The organism is Paraburkholderia ribeironis, assembly GCF_900019265.1.
Classification (GTDB): Bacteria; Pseudomonadota; Gammaproteobacteria; order Burkholderiales; family Burkholderiaceae; genus Paraburkholderia; species Paraburkholderia ribeironis.
Genome location: NZ_CYGX02000025.1, coordinates 183,930 through 201,405, shown reverse-complemented (window position 1 = coordinate 201,405; position 17,476 = coordinate 183,930). Strand labels below are relative to the sequence as shown.

Below are 17,476 nucleotides of genomic sequence, written 5' to 3'. Positions count from 1 at the left end.
CCGTACTCGGCGGGCGACATCGAGTACATGGGCCAGTCGATCAAGGGCATCCCGGCGCACGAACTGCTCAAGCGCGGTCTGGCGATGGTGCCGGAAGGGCGTGGCATCTTCGCGCGCATGTCGATTGTCGAGAACATGCAGATGGGCGCGTATCTGCGTAACGACACGGACGGCATCAAGGCGGACGTGGATCGCATGTTCGGCTTCTTCCCGCGCCTGAAGGAACGCGCGACGCAATACGCGGGCACGCTCTCGGGCGGCGAACAGCAGATGCTGGCGATGGCGCGTGCGATCATCTCGCGTCCCAAGCTGCTGCTGCTGGACGAACCATCGATGGGTCTGTCGCCGATCATGGTCGAGAAGATCTTCGAAGTGGTGCGATCGATTTCGGCAGAAGGCATGACCGTGCTGCTGGTCGAGCAGAACGCGCGTCTGGCGCTGCAGGCGGCGAATCGCGGCTACGTGATGGACTCGGGTCTGGTGACGATGTCGGGTGACGCGAAGCAGATGCTCGACGATCCGAAGGTGCGGGCGGCTTATCTGGGTGAATGAGCTTGGCGAATGAGCTCGGTGAGTGAGCCTGGTGAATGCGCCTGGTGAATGAGCGGGGCGAATAGACCCGGCTGAACAAACCAGCCGTACCGATGAAAAAAGGCCGCATGCGCAACAACGCATGCGGCCTTTGTCATTCTTGCTTGGTGGGCTGTGCCAGGCGTGGGCCCCTTCAGTCAGCCGGCACCGGATCCGCCAGCTCGCCAAGTCGCTTGCCGAGACTGATCACCGCATCCGTGCGGTAACCGAGCGCCTCGTAAAACGCGCGGACCTCGGCCTTCGCCGACAACACCTGCAAATTCAGCTTCGGACAGCCGAGCTCGGTCAACGCCTGTTCGACATACTCGACGAGGCGCGTGCCGATGCCATGACGACGCAGCGATTCGTCCACCGCGAGCGAATACAGCCAGCCACGGTGTCCGTCATAGCCGCCCATCACCGTGCCGACGATGCGCTCGCCGAGCACCGCGACAAAGAACAGTTCCGGTTGCGTCGCCAGCTTGTTGGCGATCGACAGACGCGGATTGCGCTGCGGCCGCGTCGCGTCCCGATACTCGGGAAAGGCTTGCTGCCACAATGCGACAACCGCATCGGTATCGCTCGCGTCGAAGCGGCGGATCGATAGTGTCGCACTCGTCGTCATAAGTGTGTTCCTGTTTGTTACTGATTGCTCCTGGCTGTTGCTGCGCGATTACAGCGTATCGAGGATCGAACGCAGCATTGCCATCATCTGGTCGATCTCTTCGTTCGTCACATTCAGCGCCGGCATGAAGCGCAGCAGGTTCGGACGCGCCGCGTTCAGCAGCAGGCCGTCGGGCTGCATGTCGCGCGCCTTCTCGACGATCTGGTTGCCGATGTCCTTGCCGAGCAGCAACGCGCGCAGCAGGCCTTCACCGCGTTCGCCCTTGAAGCCGCGTTCCTCCGACAACTCCAGCAACTTCGCGCGCAGATATTCGCCACGCGCGCGCACGCCTTCGAGAAAGCCCGGCGCGGTCAGTTGCGAGATCACCGAGTAGCCGACTGCGGTCATCAGTGGATTGCCGTTGTAGGTGCCGCCCTGATCGCCGGCCTCGAACACCGCGACCTCCGCTTTCGACAGCAGCGCCGCGAGCGGCACGCCACCGCCGATGCCCTTGCCGAGCGTCATGATGTCCGGCTCGATGCCCGACAGCTGGTACGCGAACAGCGTGCCCGCACGGCCGCAGCCGCTTTGCACTTCGTCGACGATCAGCAGCAGGTTGTGCTTTCGAGTCAGCGCGCGCAGTTGCTGCATGAATTCGCGCGAAGCGGGAATCACACCGCCTTCGCCCTGAATCGGTTCGAGCATCACGGCGACCGTCTTCGCATTGATGAGCCTTTCCACCGATGCGATGTCGTTCAGATCCGCCTTCGGGAAGCCCGGCACTTGCGGTGCGTAGATCGTGTCCCAGCCCGGTTTGCCGCTGGCCGACATGGTGGCGAGCGTGCGGCCGTGGAAGCTGTGATCGAACGTGATGATTTCGAATGCGCCGTCCTTGAACTTCCTGCCCCACTTGCGCGCGAGCTTGATCGCGCCTTCGTTGGCCTCGGCGCCGCTGTTCGCGAAGAACACCTTGTCGAAGCAGCTGTGTTGCGTGAGCAGGCCAGCCAGTCGCGCCATCGGTTCGTTGTAGAAGGCCGGCGACGGATTGAGCAGCAGCTTCGCCTGCTTGTTCAGCGCTTCGATCATGCCTTCGTTGCAGTGACCGAGACTGTTGACCGCCCAGCCCTGAATGAAGTCCAGATAGCGCTTGCCGTTGTTGTCGTAAAGCCACGAGCCCTTGCCGTGCGTGAAAACGATTTCGGGCCGGTTGGTGATGTACATCAGCGACTCGATCGGGTATTCATTGAAATTCATAACGGCGGGCTCCAGGCAACGGGGTGAAGGTGAATGACGGGTTGGCCAACTGTCAAATGGCGGCCGGAAAAACAAAAAAGCCACGGCATGCCGTGGCTTTCATGATTCGAACAGCTTGCGCCGTTGTATGGCGCGAATCCGTGACGAAGCCAGCGGCGTCCCTAAGGGAGCGGCGAGCGGCGACGTCGGAGTTCGGACTGGATGCGGTTCATGCGCGAAAGAATACGACAAGCAAAGCGCTGGTGTAAACCTTGAATTCGCAACGATGCGCGTTTCAAGCGGATTTTTTGCGTGTCCGTCGTCGTGCTGACACATAGCACGCGCGGCACGCAAGGCATGCGGACGGCCGGCTTGACGTGTCGCGCAGGCCGTCCGTTCGATCAAACTGCGTTGGCCAGATCCGCTTCGCTCGTGAACGAGTCTGCGTAGAACTCGTCTTCCGGCAGGCCATGATGCTGGGTGAAATCGCGCAGGGCCGACTCGACCATTACCGGCGCACCGCACGCATACACCTGATATGCAGACAGATCGGGCAGGTCCTCGATCACCGCGCGATGCACGAAGCCGACCCGGCCCGTCCACGCGTCGCTCGCGTCCGGCTCCGACAGCACCGGCACGAACTTGAAGTTCGGAATTTCGCGAGCCCATTGCTCGGCCAGTTCGAGCAGATACAGATCTTTCTTGCGGCGCGCGCCCCAGTACAGCGTCATGGGCCGCTCCAGGTTCTTGAACACCGCATGCTCGACGATCGCCTTCAGCGGCGCGAAGCCCGTGCCCGACGCGAGCAGCACGATCGGCTTGGCCGAATCTTCGCGCAGGAAGAACGTGCCGAGCGGCGCTTCGAAGCGCAGGATGTCGCGCTCTTTCATCGTGTTGAACACGTGATCGGTGAAGGCGCCGCCGGGCATGTGGCGGATGTGCAATTCGATCGGGCCTTCGCTATGCGGCGCGTTCGCCATCGAATAGCTGCGGCGCTTGCCGTCTTTCAGAATGAATTCGAGGTACTGGCCAGCCAGATATTGCAGACGTTCGTTGGCGGGCAGTTGCAGCTTCACGACGATCACGTCGTCGGCCTTGCGCTCGATCGCGTTCACGCGGCACGGCAGCTTCTTGATCTGCACGTCGCCGACCCCGGCCACTTCGCGGATGTCCACTTCGAGATCGGAGCACGCGGTGGCGCAGCACAGCAGCGCCATGCCGCGGGTCTTTTCGTCGTTCGACAACGCCGACGACGAATGCGCGCGCTGTTCGATCTCGCCGCTCACCACAGTGCCTTTGCATGAACCGCAAGCACCGTTCTTGCAACCGTACGGCAGGCCGATGCCTTGACGCAAGGCGGCGCTCAGCACCGGTTCGTCCTGTTCTACCTGAAACTGCCGGCCGCTTTGCCGGAGCGTGACGTTAAATGCCATAGAGTGTTCGAATTCGAAAAGTCGGGAATCGTTATGGGACCCGCCGGATCAACCGTGCTAACCGTGCCAACCGTGTGATACCTGCCGCAGCTGGCGGCTACAATGCGTCCACCATGAAAGCGACACGAAACTTCCGCCGGCCGCGCGTGTTGATCGTTGGATGCGGCGATGTCGGCATGCGCTGCGTGCCCCTGTTGCGGCCACACGCGCATGTCTATGCGCTGACCAGCCACGCCGAACGCCGCGCCGAATTGCGCGCCGCGGGCGTGACGCCGCTGGTTGGCGATCTCGACGTGCGCCGCAGCCTGAAACGGCTCGCGGGCCTGGCGCCGACGGTGCTGCATCTCGCCCCGCCGCAAAAAACCGGCGACGACGACCGTCGTACCCGTGCGTTGCTCGCCACGTTGAGCGCGCGTCGCGCCGTCACGCCCGCGGTCGTACCGGTGGGGCGGTTGCGCCGCGGGCTGCGCGCCGTGCGTGCCTCGTGGGCGGACCCTGAAACAGCCCGTATTGTACCCGACGGGGTGCGCCGGGCCGCCGGTTCGCGTGCGCCCGTGCGCGTTGTCTACGCGAGCACGACGGGCGTCTACGGCGACTGCGGCGGCGCGTGGATCGACGAGACGTGCGCGACGCAGCCGGCCAATGCGCGCGCCAAACGCCGCGTATCGGCCGAGCGGCAGTTGCGGCGCGCGACCGCGCGTGGCAGTGTCGTGGCCAGCATCGCGCGGATTCCCGGCATCTACGCACGCAACCGTTTGCCGCTCGCGCGGCTCGAACGGGGCACGCCGGCGCTGATCGACGCCGACGACGTCTACACCAATCACATTCATGCCGACGACCTCGCCGCGATCCTCGTGCGCCTCGCGACGCACGGCAAGCCGGCGCGGGTGATTCATGCATCCGACGACTCGTCGCTGAAAATGGGCGAATACTTCGACGCGGTGGCCGACGCGTTCGGCATGGCGCACGCGCCGCGCATTACGCGTGCGCAAGCCGAGGAGCGGATCGATCCGAACCTGCTGTCGTTCATGCGCGAATCGAGACGGCTCGTGAACCGGCGTCTCAAGGAGGAATTGCGCGTGCGTTTGCGCTATCCGCGCGTCGAGGATTTTTTGCGGAAAGGTTGAAGGTGTGAAGGCGTGAAGGCGGGGCAGTGAAGCGGCTCGACAGGCGTTCCTGCAGGCGCCCAAAACCGCAAGCCCGAAGCAGAACAAAAAAGCAGAACAAAAAAGCAGAACAAAAAAACCGCCACTCCCGGCATCGCCGGGCAAGCATTCCAGCGCGCGGCGCCTTGACCGTTGTTAACTTGTTGTCTTCGCGCGCGCTTGCTGGCTCAGGTCAGCGTCGGCAGCATTTCCAGCAGCAGGAAACACAGCATCCCGCCAATCAAAGCGCCGATCAGGTTCGGATGATATTTATGCCGCAGCCGCATAACGACCAGCAGTGCGCCGATCAGTAGTAGTCCGAGACATGTGAAAGCAATCATCACCTGCGAGATCGCGATGGTATCGGCGATAGGCATGGCGCCCCTCCTAGAAACCCTTGTAGTCGTTTGTTCAACGAGTATAGAGCGGTCTGTAAGGGAAGAACAGGCGCCGACGCAGCGTGCCGGCGCTCGCGCCGCGTCAGCCAGCCGCAGGCCCCGCAGGCTTTTCCAGCCGCATCAAGACCTTGAGGGCGGCGCTACCGGCGCGCGACCGGCGCACTACCGGTTTACCCGCTCCGTAAAGAACCGAGGTCGGCGGCGTCGAGCCACTGCCATGCGCCGGGAAGCAGTGTGGCGGGCAACGCGAGCCCGCCGATCCGCTCGCGATGCAGTGCTTCGCATCGGTTGCCGGCGGCCGCGATCATCCGTTTGACCTGGTGATATTTGCCTTCCATGACCGTGAGCGCCAACGTGTGCGCGTCGCGAGCCTGAGCGTCGACGGCGGCGATCGGCCTGGTCTCGCCGTGCAGCAACACGCCGTCGTGCAATGCGCTCAGTTGCGCGTCGTCGAGCGGATGACGGGTGGTCGCGACGTACGTCTTCGGCACCTTGCGTTTCGGCGATGTGAACAGGTGGACGAACTCGCCGTCGTCGGAGAGCAGCAGCAGGCCGGTCGTGTCCTGATCGAGGCGGCCTACGCATTGCACGCCGCGCTCGGCGAACTGCGGCGGCAACAGGCTGAATACGCTCAGATGATGTTGCGGGTCGCGCGAGCATTCATAGCCGGCGGGCTTGTTCAGCAGCAGATACGCGTGCTCGCGATACGGCCACACGACGCCGTCCACGCTGAAGCGCAAGGCGTCGTCATGGGTCGGGAAATCGGCGTGCGCGTCGGTGCAGACGACGCCGCCGATGCTCACGCGAGCGTCGGCAATCAGCGCGCGGCATTGACGGCGCGAGCCGAAACCTTGAGTGAAGAGAATGCTTTCGAGATTCATGGCGAGCGAAGAATAACACCGCAAGAAGTGGAGCGCCCTGCGGCGGCGGATGGAACACGATGGTCTGCCCAAGCCCAGCCCCAGGAGTTCATCGATGCACGCTACGTCTTCCTCGTCATCCGCGCGCCGTTTGCCAGCCGCATTCCAGCGGCTCGCGTGGTCGAATCTGCTTGCGCAATCCGCCGAGCAGATCAGCCTCGCCGCCGCGCCGCTCGTCGCGGTGTTCGCGCTCGGCGCCGACGCACGCGGCACGGGTCTGCTGCAAACCGCCCAGACGCTGCCGTTCCTGTTGCTGTCGATACCGCTCGGCGTGTGGGCAGACCGCCGCTCGCGCCGCACGCTGATGGCGCTCGCCGAAGGCGTGCGCGCCTGCGCGATGCTGTGCGTGCTGCTGCTCGTGACGACGCATGCGTTGAGCCTGCCGTTGCTCGCCGCGCTCGGCCTGATTGCCGCGACCGGCACAGTGGCCTACAACGTTGCGGCGCCTTCGCTGGTGCCGTCGATCGTGCCGCGCGAAGCCCATGCCAGTGCGAACGGCCGGCTCGAGCTTGCGCGCAGCGTCGCGTATTCGGCTGGGCCGGCGCTCGGTGGCCTGCTGGTCGGCTGGATCGGCCCGGGCTGGGCCTATGGTGGCGCGGCCATCCTGTCGGCGCTGGCCGTCGTGTTGCTGGCGGGACTGCGCGAACCGCCGCGCAGCGCCGCACCGGCGCGCCACTTCATGCTGGAGTTGCGCGACGGTACGCGCTTCGTGCTGCACGATGCACTGCTGCGACCGATGCTCGCGACCGCAGTGTTCTTCAACCTCGGCTTTTTCATCCTGCAAGCGGTGTATGTGCCGTATGCAGTGCATCGGTTGGGGTTGAGCGCGTCGGCGGTGGGTATGACGCTCGGCGCGTATGGCGTCGGCATGGTGTGCGGTGCGCTGGCCGCGCCCGCCATCGCGCGACGGCTCGCATTCGGCCGCATGCTGGTCATCGGGCCGTCGTGCGGACTGCTCGCGTCGTTCGCAATGGGGGCGACGCTCGTCGCGCCGTCGTTCTGGCTCGCGATCACGAGCTTCTTCCTGCTCGGCGCCGGACCGATTCTGTGGGTGGTCGGTTCGACCACGCTGCGCCAGGCGATCACTCCCGAACGCATGATGGGCCGCGTCTCGGCGCTCATCAGCACCGCCACCTATGGCGCGCGTCCCGTGGGTGCGCTGCTCGGCGCGGGGATCAGTGCGCGCTGGAGCATCGACGCCTGCCTCGTCGTCGCGGCCGGGGCTTTTCTCGCGCAGGCGCTGATCATCGTGATGTCGCCGGCGGCACGGCTCGCGCGCATTCCCGAGCCAGGCGCCGCCGCTTGCTGAAAGTGACAACGGATTTTCATCGCGCCCGCTGCCGGCGTGCATGAGCTGTCTTCCACGCCTTTTCAGTCCGCAGTTCATCGGTGAAAACCCTCGAAAATGAAAATGAATTTTTTTCTGGTGAATTTCCATGTAAATATACTTTCATGCATTTCGACTTCAGCCACCGCGCCAACCCGCTTGCATGATCCATCACCCGTCCGCTGCATCGAGTCCCGCCGAGCAGGCCATCGCCGCGCGCATCGCCACGGCCATGCCGACCCTCACGCCGATCCATCGGCGCATGGGCGACTATGTACTGGCCAATCTGTTTCGCGCCGCGACCATGCGCATCGACGAACTGGCGAGCGTGGTCGGCGCATCGGTGGCGACGGCCAATCGCTTTGCCCGCGCGCTCGGTTTCGACGGCTATCCGCAGTTTCGCGAGGCGCTCGTGCGTGGCTTCGAGGCGACGCTGGCGCCAGTCGAGCGGCTGCGTGATGCGCAGGAGTCCCGCGCGGCCGGCGACGGTCTGGTCGACGCATCGCTGGAGCAGGCCACCAACAATCTGCACGCGACGCGCACGGCGATCGACCGTGCCGCCGCCGATGCCGCCGTCGAGGCGATCATCGCCGCGCGCCGCGTGTTCGTGCTCGGCTATGGGGCCAGCGCGTTTCTCGCGGGCCTGATGGAGCACGGACTGATGCCGTATCACGACAACGTGCAGTCGCTCGCGCTGATCGGCGGACCGTCGCACGCGGCGCGCCGTCTGTTCGCGTCGAACCAGGGCGACCTGGTGATTGGTATCGCGTTCCCGCGTTATGTCGAAGACACGATCGAACTCGCGCGCCGCGCGGCCAGCCGGGGCGCTCGCGTGCTGGCGCTGACCGACAGTGCGCGTTCGCCGCTGGCGCAATTCGCGGACCTCTCGCTGTATATCCGCGCCGACCGGCGGCTCGCGGCGAATGCCGATTCGGCCGTGCTCGCGGTGATCGAAGCGCTGTGCGATGCGGTCGCGTATCGCGCCAAACGCTCGGTGAAGGCGGCCGCCGAGGTCAGCGAATTCGTGCTGCCCTGGCTCATCGATCCGCAGGCCGGTTCGGCCGACGCAGCGGGCGAAGCCGCGCGCACCGCTAGCCGACCTGCACGAACTCCCCGCACTACCGGATCTACCGGAACCACCAGATCTACCAGAACCAAACGATGAACTCCAACGCAGTCATAGCGATTCACGGCGGGGCAGGGACGATCCTGCGCGCGTCGATGTCGGCCAGCGCCGAGACCGAATACCACGCGGCGTTGCACGCGGTGCTGAGCGCCGGCCAGCGCGTGCTCGCCGACGGCGGCAGCGCGCTCGACGCCGTCAGCGAGGCCGTGCGTCTGCTCGAAGACTGCCCGCTTTTCAATGCGGGACGCGGCGCGGTCTATACGGCGGCCGGCACCCATGAACTCGACGCCGCCATCATGGACGGCCGCACGCTCGATGCCGGCGCGATCTGCTGCGTGAAGCGCGTGCGCAATCCGATCCTGGCCGCGCGCAGCGTGCTCGAACACAGCGAGCACGTGCTGTTCACCGGCGAAGGCGCGGAGGCTTTTGCGGCCGCGCAAGGTCTCGAATTCGTCGAGCCGGGCTACTTCGGTACCGAGGCGCGGCACCGTCAATGGCTGCTCGCGCGCCACCAACAGCGTGCGATGCTCGATCACGACGGCGCGGCGCTCGCGGCCGCGTCGGCGTCGGCGTCGGCATCAGCATCGAATCACGATGAGCCGACCCCGCACGAGCCGATCGATCCGAACCGCAAATTCGGCACGGTCGGTGCGGTCGCGCTCGATCAGCATGGCCATCTGGCGGCGGCCACGTCGACCGGCGGCGTTACCAACAAGCAGGTTGGCCGGGTCGGCGACACGCCGTTGATCGGTGCGGGCTGTTACGCCGACGACGCGACCTGCGCGGTCTCGACCACCGGTTCCGGCGAAATGTTCATGCGCATGGTCGCGGCCTACGACGTCGCCGCGCAGATGGCGTATCGCCAGGTGTCGTTGCAGGAAGCGGCGCATGACGTCGTGATGAACCGCTTGCCGAAGATCGACGGACGCGGCGGTCTGATCGCCGTCGATGCGCGTGGCAACGTCACGCTGCCGTTCAATACCGAAGGCATGTACCGCGGTTTCGCGCGGCTCGGCGAGACGCCAGTGACGGCGATCTACCGCCAGGCCGTTGCGCCTGGTTTCGCCTGAGCCCACGTTAGCCGCGTCCGAATTCAAAGGAACCACCGTGCCGACTTCATCGCACTCCGCCAGCCCGCTTCTCGAAACCCTGCCGCCGCAACGCGTGCTCGCGGTCGACGATCTGTCGGTCGCGTTTCGCCGCGGCGACTCGACCTTCAACGCGGTGCGCAATCTGTCGCTGACGGTCGAGCGCGGCGAGACGCTGGCGATTGTCGGCGAATCGGGCTCGGGCAAATCGGTGACCTCGCTCGCCTTGATGCGGCTGATCGAGCATGGCGGTGGGCGCCTTGCCGGCGGCCGCATCGCCTTCCGGCGCCGCGACGGCAGCGTGCTCGACCTCGCGCAGGCGTCGTCCGGCACGCTGCGCTCGATTCGCGGCGCCGACATCGCGATGATCTTCCAGGAGCCGATGACCTCGCTCAATCCGGTCTTCACCGTCGGCGATCAGATCAGCGAAGCGATTGCGCTGCATCAGGGCAAGAGTCGTCAGGCAGCGCAAGCCGAAACTTTGCGATTGCTCGAACTCGTCAGGATTCCTGAGGTACGGCGTGTGGCGGCGCGGTTTCCGCATCAATTGTCGGGCGGCATGCGCCAGCGCGTGATGATCGCGATGGCGCTGTCGTGCAAGCCCGCGCTCCTGATCGCCGACGAGCCGACCACCGCGCTCGACGTGACGATCCAGGCGCAGATCCTGCAACTGATCCGCGGCTTGCAGGACGAGATGAACATGGGCGTGATCTTCATCACGCACGACATGGGCGTAGTGGCCGAAGTGGCCGATCGCGTGCTGGTGATGTATCACGGCGAGAAGGTCGAGGAGGGTGCAGCGGACGCGCTGTTCGCCGCGCCGTCGCATCCCTATACCCGCGCGTTGCTTGCCGCGGTGCCGCGGCTGGGCGCGATGCAAGGCACCGATCAACCCGCGCGGTTTCCGATTCTCACCGTCGAACAGGCGAGTTCGAGCGGCACCGGCGAAGCCGTGCGGCCAGCCGTGACGGTCGCCGAAGCGGCGCTGCCGGTAGTGCAACCGATAGTGCAGCCGGTGGTGCAGCCGCCGGTTCAGCAAGACACGCCGCCGATCCTGCGCGTGCGCGATCTGGTCACGCGCTTTCCGGTGCGCAGCGGCCTGTTCGGCCGGGTGACGGGCCGCGTGCATGCGGTCGAAAAAGTCAGCTTCGATCTGCGGTCCGGCGAAACGCTCGCGCTGGTCGGTGAATCGGGTTGCGGCAAGTCGACCACCGGCCGGTCGCTGTTGCGCCTCGTCGAAAGTCAGAGCGGCTCGATCGAATTCAACGGCAAGGAAATCAGTTCGCTGACCGGGCCCGCGTTGCAGGCGCTGCGCCGCGATATTCAGTTCATTTTCCAGGACCCGTTCGCGTCGCTCAATCCGCGTTTGACGGTCGGCTTCTCGATCATGGAGCCGTTGCTCGTGCATGGCGTCGCCGAGGGCGCGCAAGCTCAGGCGCGGGTCGCGTGGCTGCTCGACAAAGTCGGCTTGCCGGCCGAAGCCGCGCGCCGCTATCCGCACGAATTCTCCGGCGGTCAGCGGCAACGGATCGCGATTGCGCGTGCGCTCGCATTGAATCCGAAAGTCGTGGTCGCCGACGAATCCGTGTCCGCACTCGACGTCTCGGTGCAAGCGCAGATCGTCAATCTGATGCTCGATCTGCAACGCGAACTCGGCGTCGCGTATCTGTTCATTTCGCACGACATGGCCGTGGTCGAGCGCGTCAGTCATCGTGTCGCGGTGATGTACCTCGGCCAGATCGTCGAGATCGGTCCGCGTCGCGCGGTGTTCGAGGCGCCGCAGCATCCGTACACGAAAAAGTTGATGGGGGCGGTGCCAGTCGCCGATCCGGCGCGCCGCCACGCGAAACGCATGCTGTCCACGGACGACCTTCCGAGCCCGATCCGTATGCTGGACGACGAGCCGGTCGTCGCGCCGCTGGTGGCGGTGGGACCGGACCATTTCGTCGCGCAGCATCGCGTCGGTGGCGCTTATTGACGCTGGAGCAGGACCCGAAGCAAGACCTGAAGCAAGACCCGAAGCAAGACCCGAAGCAGGACCCGAAGCAACCAAACAGAAAAAGAGACCCGAAGCAACAAGCCAAGCAAAACGATTCCTTCCATAACCTCAACACGTTTCATCTCGCAGCCTGGAGCCAACCTCATGAACCTGCTGATTCCGTCTTCTCCGTTTCGTTTGCGCGCGCTGGTCAGCGGCGGCGCGGTAGTGTTCGCGATGCTCGCGGGCAACGCGGCGCACGCCGACACCACGGCCGTGATGGCGGTCGCGTCGACCTTCACGACGCTCGATCCGTACGATGCCAACGACACGCTGTCGCAAGCCGTCGCGAAGTCGTTCTATCAAGGACTGTTCGGCTTCGACAAGGACATGAAGCTGGTCAGCGTGCTGGCCGACAGCTACGAAGCAAGCCCGGACGCGCGTGTCTACACGTTCAGACTGCGCCACGGCGTGAAGTTCCAGGACGGCACTGACTTCAACGCCGCCGCCGTCAAGGCGAACTTCGACCGCGTGACCGATCCGGCGAACAAGCTCAAGCGCTACAACATGTTTAGCCGCATCGAGAAGACCGAAGTGGTCGATCCGTATACGGTGAAGATCACCCTGAAGGCGCCGTTCTCCGCATTCGTCAACGTGCTCGCGCATCCGTCGGCGGTGATGATTTCACCGGACGCGCTGAAGAAATACGGCAAGGACATCGCGTTCCATCCGGTTGGCACGGGCCCGTTCGAGCTGGTGAAATGGGACCCGGCCGGCGACCTGACGGTGAAGAAGTTCGCCGGCTACTGGAAAAAGGGCTACCCGAAGATCGATGCGATCGACTGGAAGCCGGTGGTCGACAACAACACACGCGCGGCGCTGATGCGCACCGGCGAAGCGGACTTCGCGTTCCAGGTGCCGTTCGAACAGGCCGCGCAATTGCAGTCGAGCCCGAAGGTCGATCTGATTGCTTCGCCGTCGATCATCCAGCGCTATATCAGCCTGAACGTGAACCAGAAGCCGTTCGACAACCCGAAGGTGCGTGAAGCGCTGAACTATGCGGTCAACAAGGAAGCGCTGACCAAGGTCGCGTTCGCCGGTTATGCGACCCCGGCCGATGGCGTGGTGCCGCAAGGCGTCGACTACGCGACGAAGCTCGGGCCCTGGCCGTACGACCCGGCGAAGGCGCGCGCGTTGCTGAAGGAAGCGGGCTATCCGAACGGCTTCGAAACCACGCTGTGGTCCGCGTACAACTACTCGACCGCGCAGAAGGTGATCCAGTTCGTGCAGCAGCAACTGGCGCAGGTCGGCATCAAGGCGCAGGTCGAGGCGCTCGAAGCGGGCCAGCGCGTCGCGAGGGTGGAAAGCGCGCAGGACCCGGCGAGCGCGCCGGTGCGGATGTACTACACGGGCTGGTCGTCGTCGACGGGCGAGTCCGACTGGGCCGTCACGCCGTTGCTCGCGTCCGTCTCGTTCCCGCCGAAGATGATGAATACGGCGTACTACAGGAACGACGCGGTCGACAACGATCTGAAGCAGGCGCTCGAAATCACCGACCGCACGCAGAAGGCCGCGCTTTACACCGACGCGCAAAAGCGCATCTGGGCCGACGCGCCGTGGATCTTCCTCGTCAAGGAGAAGGTGGTGTACGCGCGCAGCAAGCGTCTGTCGGGTGCATACGTGGCGCCTGACGGCTCGTTCAATTTCGAAGAGATCGCGATCAGGTGACGTGTCGAACGTGCGAGCCGGCGTGTTGTTGTTCCAGCAGCACGCCGGACTGCACGGTGTCGACACCGCTGCCCGCGATTCTTCATTGCCCGCCTCATTGCCGGATTGGGTTCCATGCTGAACTTCCTCGTCAAACGTCTCTTTGGCCTGCTGCCGACGCTCTTCATCGTCGCCCTGCTGGTGTTTCTGTTCGTGCATCTGTTGCCGGGCGATCCCGCGCGCCTCGCCGCCGGTCCCGAAGCGGACGAGACCACGGTCGCGCTGGTGCGCGCCGATCTCGGCCTCGACCGGCCGATGCCGCAGCAGTTCGTCAACTTCTTCTGGCGGATCGCGCACGGCGACTTCGGCATCTCGACGCGCAGCAAGCGGCCGGTCAGCCAGGAAATCGCCGAGCGCTTCATGCCGACGCTGCTGCTCACGGTCGCGAGCATGGCATGGGCGGTCGTGATCGGCATGGCGCTCGGGATCGTCTCGGCGGTCTGGCGCAATCGTTGGCCCGACCGGCTCGGCATGACGCTCGCGGTGTCGGGTATTTCGTTTCCCGCGTTCGCGCTCGGCATGCTGCTGATGGAAATTTTCTCGGTGAAGCTCGGCTGGCTGCCGGTCGTCGGCGACGGTTCGTGGCAGAGCTACGTGCTGCCGTCGCTCACGCTCGGCGCGGCCGTCGCGGCGGTGATGGCGCGCTTCACGCGGGCCTCGTTCGTCGAAGTGATGCACGAGGACTTCGTGCGCACCGCTCGCGCCAAGGGCGTGCCCGAGCGGCTCGTGATCGTCAGGCACTGCCTGCGCAACGCGCTGATCCCCGTCGTCACCATGATGGGCCTGCAATTCGGCTTTCTGCTGGGCGGCTCGATCGTGGTCGAAGTGGTGTTCAACTGGCCTGGCCTCGGGCGCCTGCTGGTGGATGCCGTGTCGATGCGCGACTTCCCGGTGATTCAGGCCGAAGTGCTGTTGTTCTCGCTCGAATTCATCATCATCAACCTGGTCGTGGACGTGCTGTACGCCGTGATCAACCCGACCATCCGTTTCAAGTGAGGCCCGCATGAGCACGACCGCCACCGAGCCGAATGCCGCCCAGGCCGCTCCCGCCGAACGTGCGATCCGCACCCCGTGGAGCGAGTTCTGGCGCAAATTCCGCAAGCAGCACGTGGCGCTCGCCGCCGGCGTTTTCGTGCTGCTGTTGATTGCGGTCGCGATCGTCGCGCCGCATATCGTGCCGTACGACCCGGAGAATTTCTTCGACTACGACGCGTTGAACGCGGGGCCGTCGGCCGCGCACTGGTTCGGCGTCGATTCGCTGGGCCGCGATATTTTCAGCCGCATTCTGGCCGGCTCGCGCGTTTCGCTCGAAGCGGGTCTTCTGTCCGTTGCGATCGGCGCGGTGATCGGCACATTGTTCGGACTACTGGCCGGTTACTACGAAGGCTGGTGGGATCGCATCACGATGCGCGTGGCCGACGTGCTGTTCGCTTTCCCCGGCATTCTGCTCGCGATCGGCGTAGTGGCGATTCTCGGCAACGGCATGATCAACGTGATCGTCGCAGTGGCGATCTTCAGCATTCCCGCGTTCGCGCGGCTGGTGCGCGGCAATACGCTGATGCTCAAGCACCTCACGTATATCGAAGCGGCGCGCAGCATCGGCGCGTCGGACTGGACCATTATCGTGCGTCACATTCTGCCGGGGACGATCTCGTCGGTGGTGGTGTACCTCACGATGCGCATCGGCACGTCGATCATCACCGCGGCGAGTCTGTCGTTCCTCGGTCTCGGCGCACAAGCGCCGACTCCCGAGTGGGGCGCAATGCTCAACGAAGCGCGTGCCGACATGGTCACTGCGCCGCATATCGCGCTGTTCCCGAGTCTCGCGATCTTCCTGACCGTGCTGGCGTTCAACCTGCTCGGCGACGGCTTGCGTGACGCGCTCGATCCGAAGCTCGACCGGCCATGAGCGCGCCCGATCATCCCGGCCTGCATGCTCCGCATATCGGCGCATTGCCGGCTGGCCCGCTCGGCACGATCGCCGACGTCAGCGGCGTGACGGTGGGACATTGCACGCTCGCTCGAGGCGAGTTGCAAACGGGCGTGACCGTGATCCGTGCGCATCGTGGCGATCCGTTTATCGACAAGGTGCCGGCGGGCGCGTCGGTGATCAATGGGTTCGGCAAAAGCATCGGGCTCGTGCAGCTCGACGAACTCGGCACGCTGGAAACGCCGATCGCGTTGACCAATACGTTCGGTGTCGCCGCGATCGCGCAGGCGCGGATTCGCGCGGCGATCCGCGCGAATCCGCAAATCGGGCGCGAGTGGTCGACGGTCAATCCGCTGGTGTTCGAATGCAATGACGGCTACCTGAACGATATCCAGGCGCTGGCCGTCACCGAACAGCATTTCCACCACGCGCACGACAGCGCCAGCACGCACGTCGCGAGCGGATCGGTCGGCGCGGGGCGGGGCATGTCGTGCTTCGATCTGAAGGGCGGCATCGGCAACGCGTCGCGCGTGGTCGGCGTGGCCGGCCGCGATTACACCGTCGGCGCGCTGGTGCTGGCCAACTTCGGGCGCCTGCCGATGCTGACCATCGACGGCATCCCGCTCGGTCGCGTGCTGGCCGAACGCGCGGCTACCTCGGCGGCGGCTGCAACCGAGAGCACGAGCACAAAACCCGAGCAGGGCTCGATCATCATGATCGTCGCCACCGATGCGCCACTCGACGCGCGTCAGCTCAAGCGTCTGTCGTTGCGCGCAGCCGCCGGTCTGGCACGAACCGGCTCGGTGTACGGCCACGGCAGCGGCGATATCGCGCTGGCGTTCTCAACGGCCTATACGGTGCCGCACGGCGCCGACTTCATCACGTTGCCGCCGCTACTCGCCGACGAGCGCCTCGATCCGCTGTTTCGCGCATGCGCGGACAGCGTCGAGCAGGCGATCATCGATGCGTTGTGGAGCGCGGTGTCCGTGACCGGGCGCGACGGTCATCGGCGTCTGTCGCTGCACGACTGCGCGCCCGACCTTGCACAATTACTGAGACCCTCTGCCTGATGAAAGTCCTTGTTTCCGCCGACATCGAAGGCGTCGCTGGTGTGTTTCATCCCGAGCAAACGCGTCCCGGCAACGGCGAATACGAAGCCGCGCGCCGCTGGATGACGCTCGAAGCCAACGCCGCAATCGAAGGTGCGTTTGCCGGCGGCGCCACGCACGTGTGGGTCAACGACTCGCACGGCGGCTTTCGAAACCTGCTGCCCGACCTGCTCGATGCACGCGCGCAGATCGTGCTCGGCAAACCACGCACGCTCGGCATGATGGCCGGGCTCGAATACGGCGCGGCGCTGGTCTTCATGATCGGCTATCACGCGATGTCGCAAACGCGCGGCATCCTTGCGCACACGATCAACAGCTTTGCGTTCGCGCGGGTTGCATTCAACGGCGTCGAACTCGGCGAGGCAGGCGTGTATGGCGCGCTGGCCGAAGAATATGGCGCACGTGTCGCGCTTTTATCCGGCGACGACGGGTTCGCCGAGGAAACCGCGCCGCGCTTTCCGCACGCGCGGTTTGTCGTCACCAAGAGCGCGACGGGGCATGCGAGCGGCGTTACACAAGCGCCAGCCAGCGTGCGCGAAGCAATCGCGAGCGCCGCGTGCGAGGTGGTCCAGCAGCACCTCGCTGCAGGACATGCGCCGCACGCGACGCGCACCGATGCGAAGCCGGTCGATTGCGAACTGCGCGTGCAAACCAGCGCGCTCGCCGATCTGTTCTGTCAGTGGCCGACGCTTACGCGCGTCGATGCGGTCACGTTGCGTTTTCGCGCGGCGTCGGCGGAACATGCGGTGCGGATGCTCAACTGCCTGTCGGCGATGTCGTTCATGCTGCGCTAGCCGCGCAAAGGCGACCGGCGATACGCACTGGGTCCTTTGACACTCGCGTCTTGG

16 protein-coding genes are annotated in these 17,476 nt (G+C 65.0%); 11 read left to right on the top strand and 5 right to left on the bottom strand.

What is annotated here, in order from left to right; genetic code table 11:
* Positions 1–552: ABC transporter ATP-binding protein (locus BN2475_RS12720; RefSeq protein WP_094779878.1), on the top strand; the 552-nt coding region annotated here is incomplete at its 5' end.
* Between the two features lie 172 nt (positions 553–724).
* On the opposite strand, the gene BN2475_RS12715 is transcribed toward BN2475_RS12720, so the two are convergent.
* The 3 genes from BN2475_RS12715 to BN2475_RS12705 form a co-directional block, all read right to left on the bottom strand.
* A complete protein-coding gene (locus BN2475_RS12715; RefSeq protein WP_094779857.1) occupies positions 725–1,195 on the bottom strand; it encodes a GNAT family acetyltransferase in 471 nt (156 codons plus the stop codon).
* A gap of 48 nt (positions 1,196–1,243) precedes the next feature.
* Positions 1,244–2,428 carry an acetylornithine transaminase gene (locus BN2475_RS12710; RefSeq protein ID WP_094779856.1) on the bottom strand — a complete coding sequence of 395 codons (1,185 nt, stop codon included), beginning with the start codon at positions 2,426–2,428 and terminating at the stop codon, positions 1,244–1,246.
* Positions 2,429–2,808: 380 nt separating this feature from the next.
* Positions 2,809–3,840 carry a CDP-6-deoxy-delta-3,4-glucoseen reductase gene (locus BN2475_RS12705; protein WP_094779855.1) on the bottom strand — a complete coding sequence of 344 codons (1,032 nt, stop codon included), beginning with the start codon at positions 3,838–3,840 and terminating at the stop codon, positions 2,809–2,811.
* A 113-nt stretch (positions 3,841–3,953) separates the two neighbouring features.
* Between BN2475_RS12705 and BN2475_RS12700 the strand changes: the two genes are divergently transcribed.
* Entirely contained in the window at positions 3,954–4,967 is a 1,014-nt protein-coding gene (locus BN2475_RS12700) for an NAD-dependent epimerase/dehydratase family protein (protein ID WP_094779854.1), read from the top strand.
* A gap of 206 nt (positions 4,968–5,173) precedes the next feature.
* On the opposite strand, the gene BN2475_RS12695 is transcribed toward BN2475_RS12700, so the two are convergent.
* Both BN2475_RS12695 and BN2475_RS12690 read right to left on the bottom strand, forming a co-directional pair.
* On the bottom strand, positions 5,174–5,362 hold the full coding sequence (locus BN2475_RS12695) for a hypothetical protein (protein WP_094779853.1): 189 nt from the start codon (positions 5,360–5,362) through the stop codon (positions 5,174–5,176).
* A 191-nt stretch (positions 5,363–5,553) separates the two neighbouring features.
* Positions 5,554–6,264, bottom strand: a complete 711-nt coding sequence (locus BN2475_RS12690; RefSeq protein WP_094779852.1) for a pseudouridine synthase — start codon at positions 6,262–6,264, stop codon at positions 5,554–5,556.
* 94 nt (positions 6,265–6,358) lie between these two features.
* Here BN2475_RS12690 and BN2475_RS12685 point away from each other — a divergent pair, with 94 nt between their 5' ends.
* The 9 genes from BN2475_RS12685 (at position 6,359) to BN2475_RS12645 (ending at position 17,422) form a co-directional block, all read left to right on the top strand.
* Positions 6,359–7,612 (top strand): MFS transporter, encoded by a 1,254-nt coding sequence (locus tag BN2475_RS12685; protein WP_094779851.1) that lies wholly within the window; start codon positions 6,359–6,361, stop codon positions 7,610–7,612.
* A gap of 181 nt (positions 7,613–7,793) precedes the next feature.
* Positions 7,794–8,795 carry a MurR/RpiR family transcriptional regulator gene (locus tag BN2475_RS12680; RefSeq protein WP_094779850.1) on the top strand — a complete coding sequence of 334 codons (1,002 nt, stop codon included), beginning with the start codon at positions 7,794–7,796 and terminating at the stop codon, positions 8,793–8,795.
* Entirely contained in the window at positions 8,792–9,826 is a 1,035-nt protein-coding gene (locus BN2475_RS12675) for an isoaspartyl peptidase/L-asparaginase family protein (RefSeq protein WP_094779849.1), read from the top strand. Before BN2475_RS12680 ends, BN2475_RS12675 begins: the two co-directional genes overlap by 4 nt.
* Positions 9,827–9,863: 37 nt before the next feature.
* Positions 9,864–11,822, top strand: coding sequence for a dipeptide ABC transporter ATP-binding protein (locus BN2475_RS12670; RefSeq protein ID WP_094779848.1), 1,959 nt, complete (start codon positions 9,864–9,866; stop codon positions 11,820–11,822).
* A gap of 165 nt (positions 11,823–11,987) precedes the next feature.
* Positions 11,988–13,550, top strand: a complete 1,563-nt coding sequence (gene gsiB / locus BN2475_RS12665; protein ID WP_094779847.1) for a glutathione ABC transporter substrate-binding protein GsiB — start codon at positions 11,988–11,990, stop codon at positions 13,548–13,550.
* A gap of 114 nt (positions 13,551–13,664) precedes the next feature.
* Positions 13,665–14,585 (top strand): glutathione ABC transporter permease GsiC, encoded by a 921-nt coding sequence (gene gsiC / locus BN2475_RS12660; RefSeq protein ID WP_094779846.1) that lies wholly within the window; start codon positions 13,665–13,667, stop codon positions 14,583–14,585.
* Positions 14,586–14,592: 7 nt separating this feature from the next.
* Positions 14,593–15,498 (top strand): glutathione ABC transporter permease GsiD, encoded by a 906-nt coding sequence (gene gsiD, locus BN2475_RS12655; RefSeq protein WP_094779845.1) that lies wholly within the window; start codon positions 14,593–14,595, stop codon positions 15,496–15,498.
* On the top strand, positions 15,495–16,589 hold the full coding sequence (locus tag BN2475_RS12650; protein ID WP_094779844.1) for a DmpA family aminopeptidase: 1,095 nt from the start codon (positions 15,495–15,497) through the stop codon (positions 16,587–16,589). Before gsiD ends, BN2475_RS12650 begins: the two co-directional genes overlap by 4 nt.
* Positions 16,589–17,422: a M55 family metallopeptidase gene (locus BN2475_RS12645; protein WP_094779843.1), complete on the top strand. Its 834-nt coding sequence runs from the start codon at positions 16,589–16,591 to the stop codon at positions 17,420–17,422. Before BN2475_RS12650 ends, BN2475_RS12645 begins: the two co-directional genes overlap by 1 nt.
* Positions 17,423–17,476: the final 54 nt, after the last annotated feature.